The following is a 15,446-nucleotide window of genomic DNA, read 5'->3' as shown; positions in this document are numbered from 1 at the left end:
GTTCAGTTTTCAAAGATCAAACTTGATAATTTTCTTGCTTTTTCGTCACCATTTTCTCTCAGCGGCGACTTTTATAATATACCATACTTCGTTTGTTTCAGTCAAGCTTTTTTTGAAATTCTTTTTTCGAGTTCTTATCGAACTCAATCATTTCGTCAAAAGCATTTAACCAAGCAAGCAAAGCAACGAGATATAATGTACCATATAAACATTGAAGGAGTCAACTACCCAAACAAAGAAATTTTCAAACCCAATAATAAACCAACACCCGGCAATCCCAGAATGCTTACAGTACCTATTGTGGCAGGGTTCAGCGGAATGTAAGTTCCGGTGATCCAACCTGAATAATTAACAACATATATCCCCACTGCAGCCAGTACGAGATGAATCCCGAATGATGTAAAAAAGGATAGCCCAATTCTTTTTCTAAATAAGATGATTATCAGTCCTAGTAACGACACAACAAGCACACTGCCTAATATAAGACTCTTCATACTCTCAACACCTCCATAATTGAATGTCACACCTCCACCTACATACTCACTCCCCGATCACCTATAACTGCCTTATTAATCCCTACACGTTTAGCGCGCTTCAAATGAATCTGATATTTACGCTCCGCGGCCTCCAGTACATAGATCGCATAATCGATCTCATCCTGCCCCTGTGCCTCTTCAAACTGTCTAACAGCCCGTTCCCACTCTGCCTTGGCTTTCTGTATATCTGAATAAATCTGGTCCTCTTCCATCTCCTTGAGCATTCTTTCACGTCTCTCCACCGATCTTCCTACATTTCGCCATGTAAACATAAGCCATCCCCTTCCTGATCAGCACAGCATATTCTCATACATATCAGGGAAAGGACAAACTTAGAACTGAGCTAAATAATTTATTGAATCGTTATTTTAATCACAACGGCATTCTATGAATTTATAACCATAGATCAGTAGAAACGAGAGACTTCACATTTAAGCAACGTTAGAAAGGGAATTAAAACAAAAAAAGAGAGCCTAGTAGGCTCTCTAAGTAATCCAAACTCATCTATTCTTTTCTTTTAGGAAAACAATCATTATAAACGCATGTTCTTATTAAGAAACACGCATTGCTATCTCATCTCCCTGCGCCCTTCCAGCGCCTTGGAAAGAGTCACTTCATCCGCATACTCTAGGTCGCCCCCAACAGGCAATCCATGGGCAATCCGAGTCACCGAGATCTCAAACGGACGGACCAGGCGGGAAATATACATTGCCGTGGCCTCACCTTCGATATTCGGATTTGTAGCCAGAATCAGTTCTTTAACGCGCTCATCGCTCAAACGGGTCAAAAGCTCCTTCAGACGGATATCATCCGGACCTATTCCCTCCATAGGAGAGATTGCACCCTGCAGCACATGATAGTATCCATCAAATTCCTTGGTACGCTCCATAGCCACCAAATCTTTGGAATCCTGAACTACACAGATTACCGAGACATCCCTGGATTTATCCTGACAGATCCGACACGGGTCAGTATCCGTAATATTACAACACACCGAACAGTAATGAAGATTCCGCTTCACACTGACAAGTGCTTTGGCAAAATCAATAACGTCATCTTCCTTCATGTTAAGCACATGAAAAGCTAGTCGCGCTGCAGTCTTGGGGCCAACACCCGGCAAACGGGTGAAGGCGTCAATCAGCTTCGCTATCGGTTCGGGATAATACAATCGATTGCGTCTCCTTTGATAGGATCAATTTTAATTAAAATAATCCCGGAATTTTCATGCCGCCTGTGAATTTACCCATATCCTGGTTCGCAATTTCATCAGCTTTGGTCATTGCGTCATTGACTGCTGTCATAACCAGATCCTGCAGCATTTCTACATCTTCTGGATCAACCGCTTCTGGCTTGATAGTGATAGCCAGCAATTTCTTATGTCCATTAACTTCAGCAGTTACAACACCGCCACCGGAAGTACCTTGGACTGTTTTGTCCGCCAGTTCCTCCTGTGCCTTCAGCATTTGCTCCTGCATTTTCTTCACTTGTTTCATCATTTGGTTCATGTTGTTCATGATTATTCATCTCCTTTGGTATAGTTATCGCGCCAAGCGCATGTATATCTATTCTTTGATCACTACAAGGTCCTCACCAAAGAGCTGGATGGCTTCATCAATCCAAGGCTGCTTGTTGCCTGAACCGCCGTCTTCATGCTCAGGTTCAAGCTTAAAGTCCTCCTTTGGCGTTTCAGTAACTCCTTCCATCGCTCCAGTCCAATCTTTGAGCATCATCGTCACAAGACGTGCTGAACGTCCAAGCTGTTCAGACAGCACCCGTTCAATTACTTCGCGATTAGCCTGCTTCTCCGTAGTTTCACGGTGAATATTGTTCTTAAACGCCACCAGAACATTGTCTTCCAGCAGCGATACGGGTTCACCATCCATAAACCAGGCGTGAACAGTTACTTTCTCTTCTTTGACGCGCTGCAGGATCTGCCCCCACTTCTTGCTAACCTCCGCAAACTCAGGAGATCCCTTACGTGCAACGTACTGATCAAGCTGTGCAGGTAGCTTCGCTGGCGAATTGCCTCTCGACACCGGAGCTCGTGTTGCCGGGCGTGAAGGAGCACTTGATGCAGCCTCCCCACCAGACAAACCACCCTTAAGCGCGCGATCCAGCTTTTTCTCCAGTTCAGCAAGCTGTTGCTTCAGTCGATTGATCTCCCCACCATCCGCTGGTGTGGTTACAGCAGGAGCCGCACCGACTGAACCCGCCATCTGACCCGATGACGCCCCTTGAGCAGGAATGCTGCACAGTTTAAGAAGAGCTACTTCAAAAAGCGTCTGAGGCTGAACTGCATATTTCATCTCACTCTGGTACCGGTTAAGGGTATCAATCATCTGGAACAGCTGTTCCTTGGTGAATGATTCTGCCATATCACGGAACGACTCTGGATTAAGCACCCGATCCGTCAGTTTATCTGCATCCGGCACCATCTTAATCATAAGCAAATCACGGAAATAATAAAGCAAATTTTCCATGCACTTGTCCGCACTCTTACCTTCATGCATGAACCCTTCGATCATTTGCAAAATATGACCTACATCCCCTTTGAGCAGAGAAGCAGCCAACTTTGCAAACTGTTCGGAAGGAATGCCTCCGGTCATATCCATAACCTGCTGATAGGTTACCCTTCCATCTGTAAAGGAAGAGATCTGATCCAAGACACTAAGTGCGTCCCTCATCCCTCCGTCAGACAGGCGAGCGATATACTGGAGCGCATCCTGATCAGCTTCCATGCCTTCCTGTTCACAAATCAGCGTAAGTCGTGCTGTCTGTTCTTCCAGGGACACCCGGCGAAAATCAAATCGCTGACAGCGAGAAATAATCGTTGCCGGAAGACGATGGGGTTCTGTTGTCGCTAAAATAAACATCACATGTGGCGGAGGCTCTTCCAATGTTTTGAGCAGCGCATTAAATGCCTCTGTCGTCAGCATGTGCACTTCGTCAATAATATACACTTTCTGCCGGACTTCAGTCGGGGCGTATTTCACCTTTTCCCGAAGATCGCGGATTTCTTCAACGCCACGGTTGGATGCGGCATCAATTTCCTGCACATCCATCACAGCACCAGTTGTAATCCTGCGGCAAGCTTCACATTCGTTACAAGGCTCAGGCGCAGGCCCACGCTCGCAGTTTACAGCTTTGGCCAAAATCTTGGCGGCACTCGTCTTCCCTGTTCCTCTGGGCCCGCTAAACAAGTAGGCATGGGAAGTCCGCTGTTCACGAATCGCGTTCTGCAAGGTCTGAATAATATGCTGTTGTCCCACCATATCTTGAAACGACTGGGGACGCCAAGCCCGGTATAACGCGATATGCTCCATGATGCGTTACCTTCCTTCCACTTCGCATTCGAGTCCTTTGTCGTTCCCCCATTATACTATATTCCGGGGTGAATCCAAACTTTATCTGACTCATCATACGTGGTTTTTTTAGACATATCAAAAAGACCTCTGCATACATACAACTGCAAAGGTCTCTACATTTAAATGGTAAGCCGTGCACCTGCTATCGATATTTGCGATCCAAGCGGCACCCCTTAACAACAGCTCGGGCTAGGCGACCCTCCGGCACAAGAGTGATCTCACTTATGGCTGCTTCCTTCCGGACCTGACCAGGTTCATGAGTACTCATTGCGGAGGACCCAACCGTCAACACCACGTTAAGGGACCAAACCTCACATCGACAAAACCTCTAGCAGGAATTCAACCTCGCTGTAGCGGATTGCGAGTTACAGGGCACCGCTACCTCCCCATCTAGCACGGTAAGAAATAGTATAACTTAAGGTTGTCTAAATTGCAACCAGAGCGAAAAGAGCAACAATATAATCATATAAAAACATATAAAAACCCCTGCCGGAACGGCAGAGGTGATTTGGATGTAATAGTCAGACAATCCCCAAGGAATTGCTGAATTAGATTCCGTATTTTTTCTTGAAACGATCAACACGGCCGCCAGCATCGATAAACTTCTGTTTACCTGTGAAGAACGGGTGGCACGCGGAGCAAATCTCTACACGAAGTCCGTCTTTAACCGAACCAGTTTCAAAAGTATTCCCGCAAGCGCAAGATACTTGACCAATCGTGTATTTAGGATGAATTGCTGCTTTCATTACCTTTCACCTCTTTCCGCCCTGAGCCTCAAGCGGACCCAGAGTAAATGGCACAACATCGAAGATTATAACACGGCCTAATGCCGGTTGCAATCCATTATTGTCATGAGGTGATCAGACGTTTGGGACGTGCCATTCCAGCTGGGGGAACGTGCGTATAGGAGCCTATAACGACATCTGGCAGCTCTTCCTCAAAGATCTCAATCATTTGCTTCATGCCCAAAATATCACCTTGTGCTGGAGGAATCAATTCCAGATAGCTCTCCGGGTCTATATTAAGGTTACGCATTTGAATAAGACGCAAATCGGTTCTCCGAGCAAACTCAATCATCGCTTCAATCTCTTCCTCACGATCCGTTACTCCTGGGAAGATCAAATAGTTAATTGATGTATACACACCCTGGGAAGCAGCGTATTTCATCGATTTTTCTACATTGGCCAGTGTATATCCGCGAGGTTTGTAGTATGCATTATAGTGGTCATCCAGTGCGCTGATTGTACTTACACGCATTAGATCAAGCCCTGCATCAACAATACCTCTCATGTGATCATTCAAACCGGCATTGGTATTAATATTGATATATCCCATGTCGGTAATAGAACGCACTTCACGGATAGCTTCAATAATCAATTTGGCCTGTGTGGAAGGCTCCCCTTCACAACCTTGGCCAAAGCTGATGATCGATTCCGGCGTTTTCAAGTGCTCCAGCATTACTTCAACGATTTCGTCCACACGTGGACGGAAATTCATCCGGGTCTGCGGGGAAACGAAGCCACTATCATCCGGTTGCTCGGAAATACATCCGAAACAGCCTGCGTTGCAGGAATAGGATACTGGAACCCCGCCTTCCCAACGATTCAGGAAGGTGTTGGATGAAGTCAGACATTCATATCCGAGCGCACAATTGGACAAATGGGTATAGAGACGATTTTCGGGATATTGCTTCGTTAAACGTTTAACACCCGCACGTACGTCATCCCGATCACAGTTCAGCGGATTCCATTGATCTGGATGATCCGACATCCGGGCAGTGACGTAAAACTGACCATCTTTCCACACAACAGCCGAGTAACCGAACAAAGGCAGTTTGTACTCCTTATCGGTTTTTACATACCCCGGCAGACACAACCGAGTGAATCCTTGCGGAAGCAAAGCCCCAACGGCCTGTGTATCACTAGGCATTGGCAGCATTTCGCCAGTATCCGGGTCCATACCAATCGGACGTGTACTCGGCAGTCCAACCAGCGTTGCACCTTCCGGTAAAGGAATCAGCTCATCCTCCATAATTTCAACGATCATATCTCCACTGCGGGCAAGCCCGTACAGGGATGGGTGATCAAATACATTACCTTTTTCATCTGCGTATACTAAATACATGATGTTCTCCTCACATCTAATGGGTTAAAGCCAAACGACGAGTATATTGTTAATCCAGCAGCAACGCTGCAAAATTCGAGTTAAATCAAAGACGTAAATCTAGGTGGTTGTACCGGACGCCGCAGTCTGTCTTGGCGAGCGCCGAGTCGTAGTCGATCCGGAGTTGCTGGTCGGACTGCTGCCAGCTGTATCAAACGCCGCTAGGAACTCAGCATTCGTTTTGCTATTACGCAGCTTCTTCAAGAAACCTTCGACAAAGTCGTGGGAATCGTTCATGTTTTTACGAATCGCCCAGATTGTATCAAGTTCTTCCTTGCTCAGCAACACTTCTTCGCGACGTGTACCGGAACGACGAATGTCGATAGCTGGGAAAATACGACGCTCTGCCAGCTTACGATCCAGATGAAGCTCCATATTGCCCGTACCTTTAAACTCTTCATAAATGATATCATCCATACGTGATCCCGTATCAATCAATGCTGTAGCCAGGATCGTCAGGCTTCCACCCTCTTCTACATTCCGTGCAGAACCGAAGAAACGTTTCGGACGATGGAATGCTGCCGGGTCAATACCACCACTAAGTGTCCGTCCGGACGGTGGGATGACCAGGTTGTATGCACGAGCAAGACGTGTAATGCTATCCAGCAAAATAACAACATCTTTTTTCGCCTCAACCAGACGGAGCGCACGTTCCAGCACCAATTCCGCAACTTTGATATGGTTTTCTGGCAGCTCATCGAACGTAGAAGCCACAACTTCCCCTTTAACCGAACGCGACATATCCGTAACTTCTTCCGGACGTTCATCAATCAACAGGACAAATAGTTCAATTTCTGGGTTGTTGGTTGAGATGCTGTTGGCGATTTCTTTGAGGAGAAGTGTTTTACCCGCTTTGGGAGGTGCTACGATCAATCCGCGCTGTCCCAGTCCTACCGGGGCGAGCACATCCATAATGCGTGTGGACAAATGGTTGGGGGATGTTTCGAGAACCAGTTTCTTCTGCGGGTACAATGGGGTTAATGCCGGGAAGTGAAGTCTTTCCGCAGCTGCCGATGGATTCTCACCATTTACAGCGTTGACTTGCAGCAAACCGAAGTATCGCTCGTTTTCTTTAGGTGTTCTACACTTACCTGATACGAGGTCACCTGTTCTTAGGTCAAACTTGCGAATCTGTGAGGCTGAGATGTAGATGTCTTCCGTACTTGGCAGGTAATTGATCGGACGAAGGAATCCGTAACCTTCAGGTAGAATTTCGAGCACACCCTGCATGAACATCAATCCACTCTGTTCAGCTTGTGCACGTAATATAGCGAAGATCAATTCTTTCTTTTTTAAAGTGCCGTAGTAGGGAATTTGATATTTTTTGGCCAGTTTGTAAAGGTCCGTTAGTTTCATTTCTTCCAAATCGGAAATTTGTAGATCCATATAATAACCACCTATTCAATTAATAAGTCCGTGAAATGGATAGTTTCGCTTGATGTTCCGGCTATAAGAGCAGCATCGTTCTGCATTTCTCTTCTGTCCATTGTACGGAATGTAACCGTTATAATGCAAATACTTGTCTTTGAGTGTAAGTTTCCGGGCGGGATAGCCAACTTTCGGCAAGATCCGCTAGTGAGTGAACACGAATACGTGAGGCGTTCGATCCGGGCAGACCGGCTATGGAGCGCAGTTCAAACAAAACCGGGGTTTGGGGAAAAGGAAATGATGTTCTTAAAGCCATATGAAGTCTGACTCAAAAAAAGACCCTCCGGTAAAGGAAACAGGAACATTTCGTCTTATCCCGGAGAGACTGAGAACTCTATTAAAACAGGTTTACCCAATTACTGAAAGGATATGCAGTTCTGTAAAAATAATCACTTGAATACCGTAAAACTCGTCATACAATACAGAATTAATCGGTTTCTCGCCACACATCTGCACCTAGCAAACGCAGATTGGTTACTAGATGATCGTACCCACGATCAATAAACTCCACGCCTGTCACTTCGGTCACACCTTCACTGACGGTGAGACCTGCGATCACCAGCGCTGCTCCAGCGCGAAGATCGGATGCTTTTACCTTGGCCGCATTCAATGCACTGCCTTCAATAATAGCTGAACGCCCTTCCACACGGATTTTCGCGCCCATGCGTACCAACTCAGGAACGTGCTTGAATCGATTGCTATATACAAAGTCGCTCAGGACACTCACACCCGTTGCCTGTGTCAACACACTGGTCATCGGGGACTGCAAATCCGTCGGAAAACCGGGATATACGAGTGCCTTAACGTCTACATGATTGTAGCTTGGCTTGCCAATGACACGAATACTTTCATCCAGTTCTTCAATGCCAACGCCCATCTCCAGTAACTTTGCCGTCAAAGCCTCCAGATGTTTGGGAATGACATTGTCAATCAGAACGTCGCCACGCGTCGCAGCCGCAGCGATCATATACGTACCTGCTTGTATACGGTCAGGAATGATAGAATGACGGCAACCCTTAAGCTCCGACACACCTTCAATACGGATCGTTTCGGTACCGGCACCTTTAATGCTGGCACCCATTGAGTTCAAAAGTGTTGCTACATCTATAATCTCAGGCTCTTTAGCCGCGTTTTCGATAATTGTAGAGCCTTTGGCACGAGTAGCCGCCAGCATGATGTTAATGGTTGCACCTACACTGCTTACATCAAGATAAATCTTTGCTCCGCGCAGCTCTTTGGCATGCAAATGAATGGAGCCATGTTCGTTCGTTACGGTTGCGCCAAGCGCTTCAAACCCTTTGATATGTTGATCAATCGGACGAGGCTCAAAGTTGCAGCCCCCGGGTAAACCAATGGTTGCTTCTTTAAAACGCCCAAGCAGTGCCCCCATCATATAATACGAAGCCCGAAGCTTCTTCACGGGACCATTCGGCATGGGAATGGATTTAATATCGGAAGGATCGATCTTCATCTGACTGCCTTCCCAGTGTACACGAGCTCCGAGTTCCTCCAAAATTTCTGCATAAACCGCCACATCACTCAAAAGCGGCAGGTTGTCCAGCACGACTTCTGACTCGGCAAGCAATGCTGCAGGAATAAGCGCGATGGCGCTGTTCTTGGCGCCGCTTATAGTTACAGTTCCCTGTAACGGACGTCCGCCACTAATCATCAATTTTTCCATAAAGCTTAATGTCCCCCTACGTGTTTTGCAGCCGGTTAACGGCAATACGTGCTGTTGGCTTTCGATGTAGAAATAAGGCGTGAAAATGGAAAGACACCGGCTAGGCGGTGTTCTTTCCACTTACACTGTATGGAACTGGTAAAGAAAAATTACGCTTTGTTGTTGGAACCAAACTCGCGAATTTTACCTTTAACGGTTTCTTTGATTGCATCACGACCTGGTACGATGAATGTACGTGGATCGTAAGCATCTGGTTTAGCTGCAAGCACTTCGCGAACCACTTTGGAGAACGAAATTTGGTTCTCAGTGTTCACGTTGATTTTGGAAGTTCCCAGGGAAATCGCTTTGTCGATATCATGTTTAGGGATACCTGTACCACCATGCAATACCAATGGAACGTTAACTGCATCGCGAACTTCTTCCATTTCTTTGAAGCCCAAGTTAGGCTCGCCATGGTAAGGACCATGTACAGAACCAAGAGCTGGAGCCAATGTGTCGATACCTGTTTCTTTAACGATACGTACACACTCGTTCAGGTCAGCGTACATGATACCACCGATAACGTCGTCTTCTTGTCCACCAACAGTACCTACTTCGGCTTCTACAGAAACGCCTTTAGCGTGTGCATATTCAACAACTTTTTTAGTCATTTCGATGTTTTCATCGATGGAGTGGTGGGAACCGTCGATCATTACGGATGTAAATCCAGCATCGATCGCTTCTTTACACTTATCAAAGCTGGAACCGTGATCCAGGTGAATAGCAACTGGAACAGTGATTTTCATGTCGTGAATGAGTCCTTCTACCATTTTAACTACTGTGTAGAAACCGCTCATGTGACGCGCTGCGCCTTCGGATACGCCCAAGATTACTGGGGATTTCTCTTCTTCAGCAGCAGCAAGAATCGCTTGAGTCCACTCAAGGTTATTGATGTTGTATTGACCAACTGCATATTTTCCTTCGAGTGCTTTGTTCAACATGTCTGTCATAGATACTAATGGCATGGTTTCAATCCTCCTAGGGGTGTTGGGTTGTGTCTATGGTTTTTAGCCGAAATCACATACGGGCTTATTATACCACATCCCATGTCAAATACTAAACAAGCATTTGCAAAAATGCTGTGCTTTGCAGCACAGTTTTCATAGACACAGCATGACGACGTCCCCATTTCCAATATTCCCCGGATGCTTGACCGAAATACCCTGCATACCCACCCGTTAACTCTCACAGCTTCACACGCAAAAAAATCCTGTATCTACAGGATTCAGCTGCACTTATTCGCGGTATCATTTCGAAGCTGCATATTGACTGCCACACGCATTTCATCGATATCAAACGGTTTCGTAAAGTGCATGAGCGCTCCAAGATCCGTAGCTTCTTTGATCATGTCCAGTTCACCATAGGCCGTCATCATGATGACTTTGATATCCGGATCAATTTCCTTAATATGTTTCAGAATTTCCAGGCCATCCATGCCAGGAATCTTCATATCAAGCAGCACAAGATCAGGTTTGTCATTATTTACTATCTCCAGGGCGATCTTCCCATTAGGCGCTTGGAACGTATTATATCCTTCGCTGCTGAACACTTCCATTAACAGGATTCGAATACCGTTTTGATCATCAACAATCAACACTTTTTTATTTTCCACTGAGTAACCTCCTAGAATTAGGAAAGCATGTACGTCTGAATCTGGATAACAATCCCATAGTCGTCATGATAAGTATTCTACCTTACCCATTGAAATCCTGCTTACATCCCAAAATGCCAAAAACCATTTTCGCTTAACTTTACCCACTAAAAAAGGATGCCCCCGGCACCCTTATCGGCTGCCAAGAACATCCATTTATTTATAACTTAATGATAATACTTATTTTCCAGCGCTCTCCAGAGAAGCTTTTACAAACTCACGGAACAACGGCTGCGGACGGTTCGGACGGGAAGTGAATTCCGGGTGGAATTGTACTGCCAAGAACCATGGGTGTCCTGGAAGCTCCACGATCTCAACCAGACGTCCATCCGGGGATGTACCCGAGATAACCAAACCGGCTTTTTCAATCGCTTCACGGTATTCATTGTTGAACTCGTACCGGTGACGGTGTCTCTCATAGACCAGTTCATCATCATAACAAGACATTGCCAGGGAACCTTCCTGAAGCTTACAAGGATACAGACCCAGACGCATTGTACCACCCAGGTTTTCAATATCTTTTTGTTCAGGCAACAGGTCGATTACCGGGAACTCTGTAGCTGGATTGATCTCGGAGCTGTTCGCTCCAGTCAAACCAACGATGGAACGTGCATATTCAATAACGGAAACCTGCATACCCAAGCAAATACCGAAGAACGGAATTTGTTTCTCACGGGCATAACGAATCGCCGATACTTTACCTTCAATACCCCGATCACCAAATCCGCCTGGTACGAGGATCCCGCCTACGCCGTTCAGCAGATCGCCCACATTCTCATCTGTGATATCTTCGGAATGAATCCAGCGGATCTTCACATCAGCATTGGATGCAAATCCTGCATGAGACAAGGATTCAACAACACTCAAATAAGCATCATGCAAAGCTACATATTTACCTACAATGGCAATCTCCACTGTATGCTTCAGCTTGTTGATACGGTCAACCAGCCCTTCCCACTCGCTCATATCCGGTGCAGGAGTAGTCAGCTTGAGGTGGTTTACCACGATCTCATCCAAACCTTCTTCACGCAGGTTCAAAGGCACTTGATACAATGTGTCTGCATCACGGCATTCCACCACGGCATTTTCATCAATGTCACAGAAGAGAGCGATTTTAGCTTTCATGTCTTTGGACAGCTCATACTCTGTACGGCATACAATGACGTTCGGTTGAATTCCAATACTGCGCAATTCCTTCACACTGTGCTGTGTTGGTTTAGTTTTCACTTCGCCGGCAGCCTTGATGTAAGGAATAAGTGTTACATGGATGTACATGACGTTGTCACGACCTACATCACTCTTGATTTGACGAATAGCTTCCAGGAACGGCAAGCTCTCGATGTCACCCACCGTACCGCCGATCTCCGTAATGACAACATCCGAACCCGCTTCACGTCCTGCGCGGAATACGCGCTCTTTGATCTCGTTCGTAATGTGTGGAATGACTTGTACCGTTCCGCCCAGATATTCCCCGCGCCGCTCTTTGCTGATGACGGAGGAGTATACTTTACCAGTCGTGACGTTGCTGTTCTTGGAGAGGTTGATGTCAATAAAACGTTCGTAGTGGCCAAGGTCAAGATCCGTTTCCGCGCCATCATCCGTTACAAAAACCTCACCATGCTGATAAGGACTCATTGTTCCCGGGTCGATATTGATGTATGGATCAAATTTTTGAATGGTTACCTTCAACCCTCTGTTTTTCAGCAATCTGCCCAGCGAGGCAGCCGTTATCCCTTTGCCCAGGGAGGACACAACTCCGCCCGTCACGAAAATATACTTTGTCACTATTATTACCCTCCTAATATAAGTACAGAAATTCAGGCGATATATGGTATTATCGTAACCCGTTTCCCAGGTAATCATCGTTAAAAAGAGCAATGGCAGAAATTCCCTGCATCTGCGAACTGCTCTTTCATGCGAAGACCGTGTGTAAACAACGTTGTTCTACAGCGTAGAATGGTGCAAACCTTCCGGAAGCCAACTACCGTGCCTGTCCCTAAATAGATATCATTGCATCGATCCATTTGGTGTTTTGGATATACAAAAATAGACCACGGATTGTTGGCCGGGAGCATGCGGAATTCAAATCATTTTGCAAAATTCTGCCTCTAAAAATACAAAAAAAGTACTCCCGCAGGACGGGGCACTTTTTATAAAAAACATAAATATTTTGTCGCTCATTCATAAGCCCATGCAATAGTTTACCCGTTACCCCGTCTGCTGTCAAGGCTGACTATGCGGGGAAAACGGGTAAACTATCGACATCAAAAATGACTGCTACTTATCGGAATCGTCGTCAAATTCACCCTCGTCTTCGGACTCTTCTTCATCGTCTTCATCGAGGTCTTCCTCTTCCAAATCGTCATCTTCAACTAGAACTTCTTCATCGCCATCTTCTTCGTCAAAGATGTCGTCTTCGTCATCATCATCGTCATCATCATCTTCGTCCTGATCATCGTCAGAATTATCGAAGTCTTCGTCGCTGTTATAGCTGTCTTCCTCTTCCCCGAAGTCCTCATCTTCCAGATCATCGTCTTCATCGTTGATGATGCGCGGACGCTTCGCACCCGTCATGGTATCTTCCGATCCAGCTACCGGATACCAGCGCTTCAAGCCCCACAGACTTGTACCGACGCAAGCAAAACGGCCATCGATATTAATCTCGGTATATAGCTGGGCGATAAACTCGTTGATTTCTTCATCAGTCATTCCGCGCTGTTTAGCTACCTCATTCATCAAATCACGGTAGTAATACGGCGTATTGGCCGCTTTCAGCACCATAAAGGCGAGGTCCACCAAAGGAATCTCTCTGACCTTTTCTTTATCAATTTTCAAATTGAGCGAGGTACTCACTGACAGACACTTCCTCTCACACAAAATTCACTTTATATCCCTACGAACTGGAACGTTACGTATAACATATCCATTAACAAACCTAAGTAAAACCTATTTAGCCTCAAAAAGCAAGTTTTTATGTATGGATGTCTCATAATTCCAAGAAGCAACTCCAAACGAGCAATGTACAGATCCGTAAGAGACATCTAACTCGCGGGCATATCGTCCTTTGTGCAAAAAAAGCATCATCATATAAAAAAGACGGAGTCCCCTCCGCCTTCTGACTGTATACCCTTGAAGGATCGCTCCTCACCAGGGTCCCCGCAAGAGCCCTCTAGCCCTCCATCCATCATATGTCCCTGCGCCCGTTTTGACACGAAGAGAATGTGTTTTTGTAAAAAAAGGGCAGGTTCCCCATGCGGCGGGATCAATGCATTCATAGAATACCTCAGCATGTTCATCCCGAAGGGGGCTGCCCATTATGGACTATACTGGTTTTCTACATCAATTGGTTGAAGGAATGCAACGTCCCGAACCAGAACAGGGGCGGCGGTACTTGATCCGGTTCGCCAAACCGAAGCAATATGAAGCCTGCCTCGTGGAACTGTCGCGGATGAGGAATGAATTTACGGATCTTGGTATGGTACGCTCCTCCCGGCTGGCGCGCTCCATTATCGCCCCGGTGCATGACCCAGAAGAATTATCTCGCTACAGCGATGAGATTACGGTAGAAGAAGATGTATCCATCTCACTGCATGCCACCGCGCTTCACAGTAAACCGAGCAGTGCTCAGGGCATACCTTGGGGCGTTAAACAGATTCATGCTCCCAAAGTATGGTCCGTATCCACAGGACATCGAATCAAAATCGGCGTGATCGACACAGGTGCCGATTATCAACACCCCGATCTTCGCTATTCGCTGGCACGCGGAATCAATCTGTTAAACCGCAGTCTGCTTCCTCATGATGATAACGGTCATGGCACTCATATTGCCGGAACCATTGCCGCTGCCAATAGTACGGCAGGTATGATTGGCGTAGCTCCTCGCTCCCTGATCTATCCGGTGAAGGCATTCGACCATAATGGTTCGGCTTTCGTGTCAGACATTGTGCTTGGCATCGATTGGTGTGTTCGCAATCGGGTCGATATTATCAATATGAGCTTTGGCATGAAAACGCGTAGCAAAGCATTGCTTGATGTCGTGAACCGTGCCTATCAGGCCGGGATTGTCATAGTTGCATCGTCAGGAAATGACGGCAAACGCCGCAGCATTGATTATCCGGCACGTTATCCGCAAACGATATCGGTTGGGGCAACTGACAAAAACCGGCGTATTGCCTCGTTCAGTAACCGAGGTGCATACGTCGATGTATATGCGCCAGGGGACAAAATTGTTTCATCCTGGGTGCACGGCAAGCACCATGAGATGAGCGGCACCTCCATGGCGACATCGCACGTCAGTGGCGCCATAGCGCTCTTGCTTGCAAAGCATCCCGGCCTGTCGCCAGCCGAGATCAAAACGCTCGTGAAGCGCGCAACCGTACCGCTGCGCGCACGCAAGACCACCACCGCGAAGAGCAAAATACGCGGTGGCGAGATTGACGCCCTCAAGCTAATGCAGGAGGGCGGAGGGTAAAGTGCGCCGCATGCCGGGGGAGCCGTTCCGTGAAGCATCGCTAAGCGCAGCACTGCTGCGAGGTGTGATGCTTCACGGTGGTTGCCCACGGCGGCAGGCGGCGCTGTCTCTA

15 protein-coding genes and 1 other RNA gene are annotated in these 15,446 nt (G+C 46.7%); 2 read left to right on the top strand and 14 right to left on the bottom strand.

Features of this window, described 5'->3' with window-relative positions; genetic code table 11:
- Positions 1–324 (top strand): hypothetical protein (locus tag CS562_RS33245; RefSeq protein WP_218966755.1); only part of this gene is annotated, 324 nt, incomplete at its 5' end.
- Here CS562_RS33245 and CS562_RS31400 read toward each other — a convergent pair.
- The 14 genes from CS562_RS31400 to rpoE all read right to left on the bottom strand — a co-directional run bounded on the left by CS562_RS31400 (position 225) and on the right by rpoE (position 13,716).
- Complete coding sequence (locus tag CS562_RS31400; RefSeq protein WP_063567659.1) at positions 225–494, bottom strand: pro-sigmaK processing inhibitor BofA family protein; 270 nt, start codon at positions 492–494, stop codon at positions 225–227. The genes CS562_RS33245 and CS562_RS31400 overlap by 100 nt on opposite strands.
- A gap of 38 nt (positions 495–532) precedes the next feature.
- Complete coding sequence (locus CS562_RS31395; RefSeq protein ID WP_076292182.1) at positions 533–808, bottom strand: DUF2508 family protein; 276 nt, start codon at positions 806–808, stop codon at positions 533–535.
- 296 nt (positions 809–1,104) lie between these two features.
- The gene (gene recR / locus CS562_RS31390) at positions 1,105–1,704 is read right to left on the bottom strand and encodes a recombination mediator RecR (RefSeq protein WP_062329683.1); all 600 of its coding nucleotides are present in this window, start codon (positions 1,702–1,704) and stop codon (positions 1,105–1,107) included.
- A 34-nt stretch (positions 1,705–1,738) separates the two neighbouring features.
- Positions 1,739–2,050, bottom strand: a complete 312-nt coding sequence (locus CS562_RS31385; RefSeq protein WP_024628773.1) for a YbaB/EbfC family nucleoid-associated protein — start codon at positions 2,048–2,050, stop codon at positions 1,739–1,741.
- Between the two features lie 48 nt (positions 2,051–2,098).
- Positions 2,099–3,859 (bottom strand): DNA polymerase III subunit gamma/tau, encoded by a 1,761-nt coding sequence (gene dnaX / locus CS562_RS31380; RefSeq protein ID WP_099859285.1) that lies wholly within the window; start codon positions 3,857–3,859, stop codon positions 2,099–2,101.
- Between the two features lie 173 nt (positions 3,860–4,032).
- Positions 4,033–4,300, bottom strand: an RNA gene (gene ffs, locus CS562_RS31375) — signal recognition particle sRNA large type.
- A 149-nt stretch (positions 4,301–4,449) separates the two neighbouring features.
- Positions 4,450–4,647, bottom strand: coding sequence for a 50S ribosomal protein L31 (rpmE, locus tag CS562_RS31370; protein ID WP_024628775.1), 198 nt, complete (start codon positions 4,645–4,647; stop codon positions 4,450–4,452).
- Positions 4,648–4,750: 103 nt separating this feature from the next.
- The gene (locus CS562_RS31365) at positions 4,751–6,025 is read right to left on the bottom strand and encodes a radical SAM family protein (protein WP_076292184.1); all 1,275 of its coding nucleotides are present in this window, start codon (positions 6,023–6,025) and stop codon (positions 4,751–4,753) included.
- 99 nt (positions 6,026–6,124) lie between these two features.
- Positions 6,125–7,450 carry a transcription termination factor Rho gene (gene rho, locus CS562_RS31360; RefSeq protein ID WP_076292185.1) on the bottom strand — a complete coding sequence of 442 codons (1,326 nt, stop codon included), beginning with the start codon at positions 7,448–7,450 and terminating at the stop codon, positions 6,125–6,127.
- Positions 7,451–7,919: 469 nt separating this feature from the next.
- Positions 7,920–9,173 carry a UDP-N-acetylglucosamine 1-carboxyvinyltransferase gene (locus CS562_RS31355; protein WP_063567653.1) on the bottom strand — a complete coding sequence of 418 codons (1,254 nt, stop codon included), beginning with the start codon at positions 9,171–9,173 and terminating at the stop codon, positions 7,920–7,922.
- Positions 9,174–9,322: 149 nt separating this feature from the next.
- Positions 9,323–10,177 carry a class II fructose-1,6-bisphosphate aldolase gene (gene fba / locus CS562_RS31350; RefSeq protein WP_024628780.1) on the bottom strand — a complete coding sequence of 285 codons (855 nt, stop codon included), beginning with the start codon at positions 10,175–10,177 and terminating at the stop codon, positions 9,323–9,325.
- Between the two features lie 260 nt (positions 10,178–10,437).
- Entirely contained in the window at positions 10,438–10,824 is a 387-nt protein-coding gene (locus tag CS562_RS31345) for a response regulator (RefSeq protein ID WP_024628781.1), read from the bottom strand.
- 219 nt (positions 10,825–11,043) lie between these two features.
- Entirely contained in the window at positions 11,044–12,648 is a 1,605-nt protein-coding gene (locus CS562_RS31340) for a CTP synthase (RefSeq protein WP_076292186.1), read from the bottom strand.
- Positions 12,649–13,140: 492 nt separating this feature from the next.
- Positions 13,141–13,716: a DNA-directed RNA polymerase subunit delta gene (rpoE, locus tag CS562_RS31335; RefSeq protein WP_076292187.1), complete on the bottom strand. Its 576-nt coding sequence runs from the start codon at positions 13,714–13,716 to the stop codon at positions 13,141–13,143.
- Between the two features lie 463 nt (positions 13,717–14,179).
- Between rpoE and CS562_RS31325 the strand changes: the two genes are divergently transcribed.
- A complete protein-coding gene (locus CS562_RS31325; RefSeq protein WP_076292189.1) occupies positions 14,180–15,334 on the top strand; it encodes a S8 family peptidase in 1,155 nt (384 codons plus the stop codon).
- Positions 15,335–15,446: the final 112 nt, after the last annotated feature.

It is taken from the genome of Paenibacillus sp. LK1, assembly GCF_002750415.1.
GTDB lineage: Bacteria > Bacillota > Bacilli > Paenibacillales > Paenibacillaceae > Paenibacillus > Paenibacillus taichungensis.
Note: the sequence above shows the minus strand (reverse complement) of the source record. Positions and strands in the feature narration are given on the sequence as shown.

What these genes read in the sequence shown, in the direction of transcription:
- CS562_RS31400 (WP_063567659.1), bottom strand. Translation starts at nt 494, where the DNA reads ATGAAGAGTCTTATATTAGGCAGTGTGCTTGTTGTGTCGTTACTAGGA.
- CS562_RS31395 (WP_076292182.1), bottom strand. Translation starts at nt 808, where the DNA reads ATGTTTACATGGCGAAATGTAGGAAGATCGGTGGAGAGACGTGAAAGA.
- CS562_RS31385 (WP_024628773.1), bottom strand. Translation starts at nt 2,050, where the DNA reads ATGAACAACATGAACCAAATGATGAAACAAGTGAAGAAAATGCAGGAG.
- dnaX (WP_099859285.1), bottom strand. Translation starts at nt 3,859, where the DNA reads ATGGAGCATATCGCGTTATACCGGGCTTGGCGTCCCCAGTCGTTTCAA.
- rpmE (WP_024628775.1), bottom strand. Translation starts at nt 4,647, where the DNA reads ATGAAAGCAGCAATTCATCCTAAATACACGATTGGTCAAGTATCTTGC.
- CS562_RS31365 (WP_076292184.1), bottom strand. Translation starts at nt 6,025, where the DNA reads ATGTATTTAGTATACGCAGATGAAAAAGGTAATGTATTTGATCACCCA.
- rho (WP_076292185.1), bottom strand. Translation starts at nt 7,450, where the DNA reads ATGGATCTACAAATTTCCGATTTGGAAGAAATGAAACTAACGGACCTT.
- CS562_RS31355 (WP_063567653.1), bottom strand. Translation starts at nt 9,173, where the DNA reads ATGGAAAAATTGATGATTAGTGGCGGACGTCCGTTACAGGGAACTGTA.
- fba (WP_024628780.1), bottom strand. Translation starts at nt 10,177, where the DNA reads ATGCCATTAGTATCTATGACAGACATGTTGAACAAAGCACTCGAAGGA.
- CS562_RS31325 (WP_076292189.1), top strand. Translation starts at nt 14,180, where the DNA reads ATGGACTATACTGGTTTTCTACATCAATTGGTTGAAGGAATGCAACGT.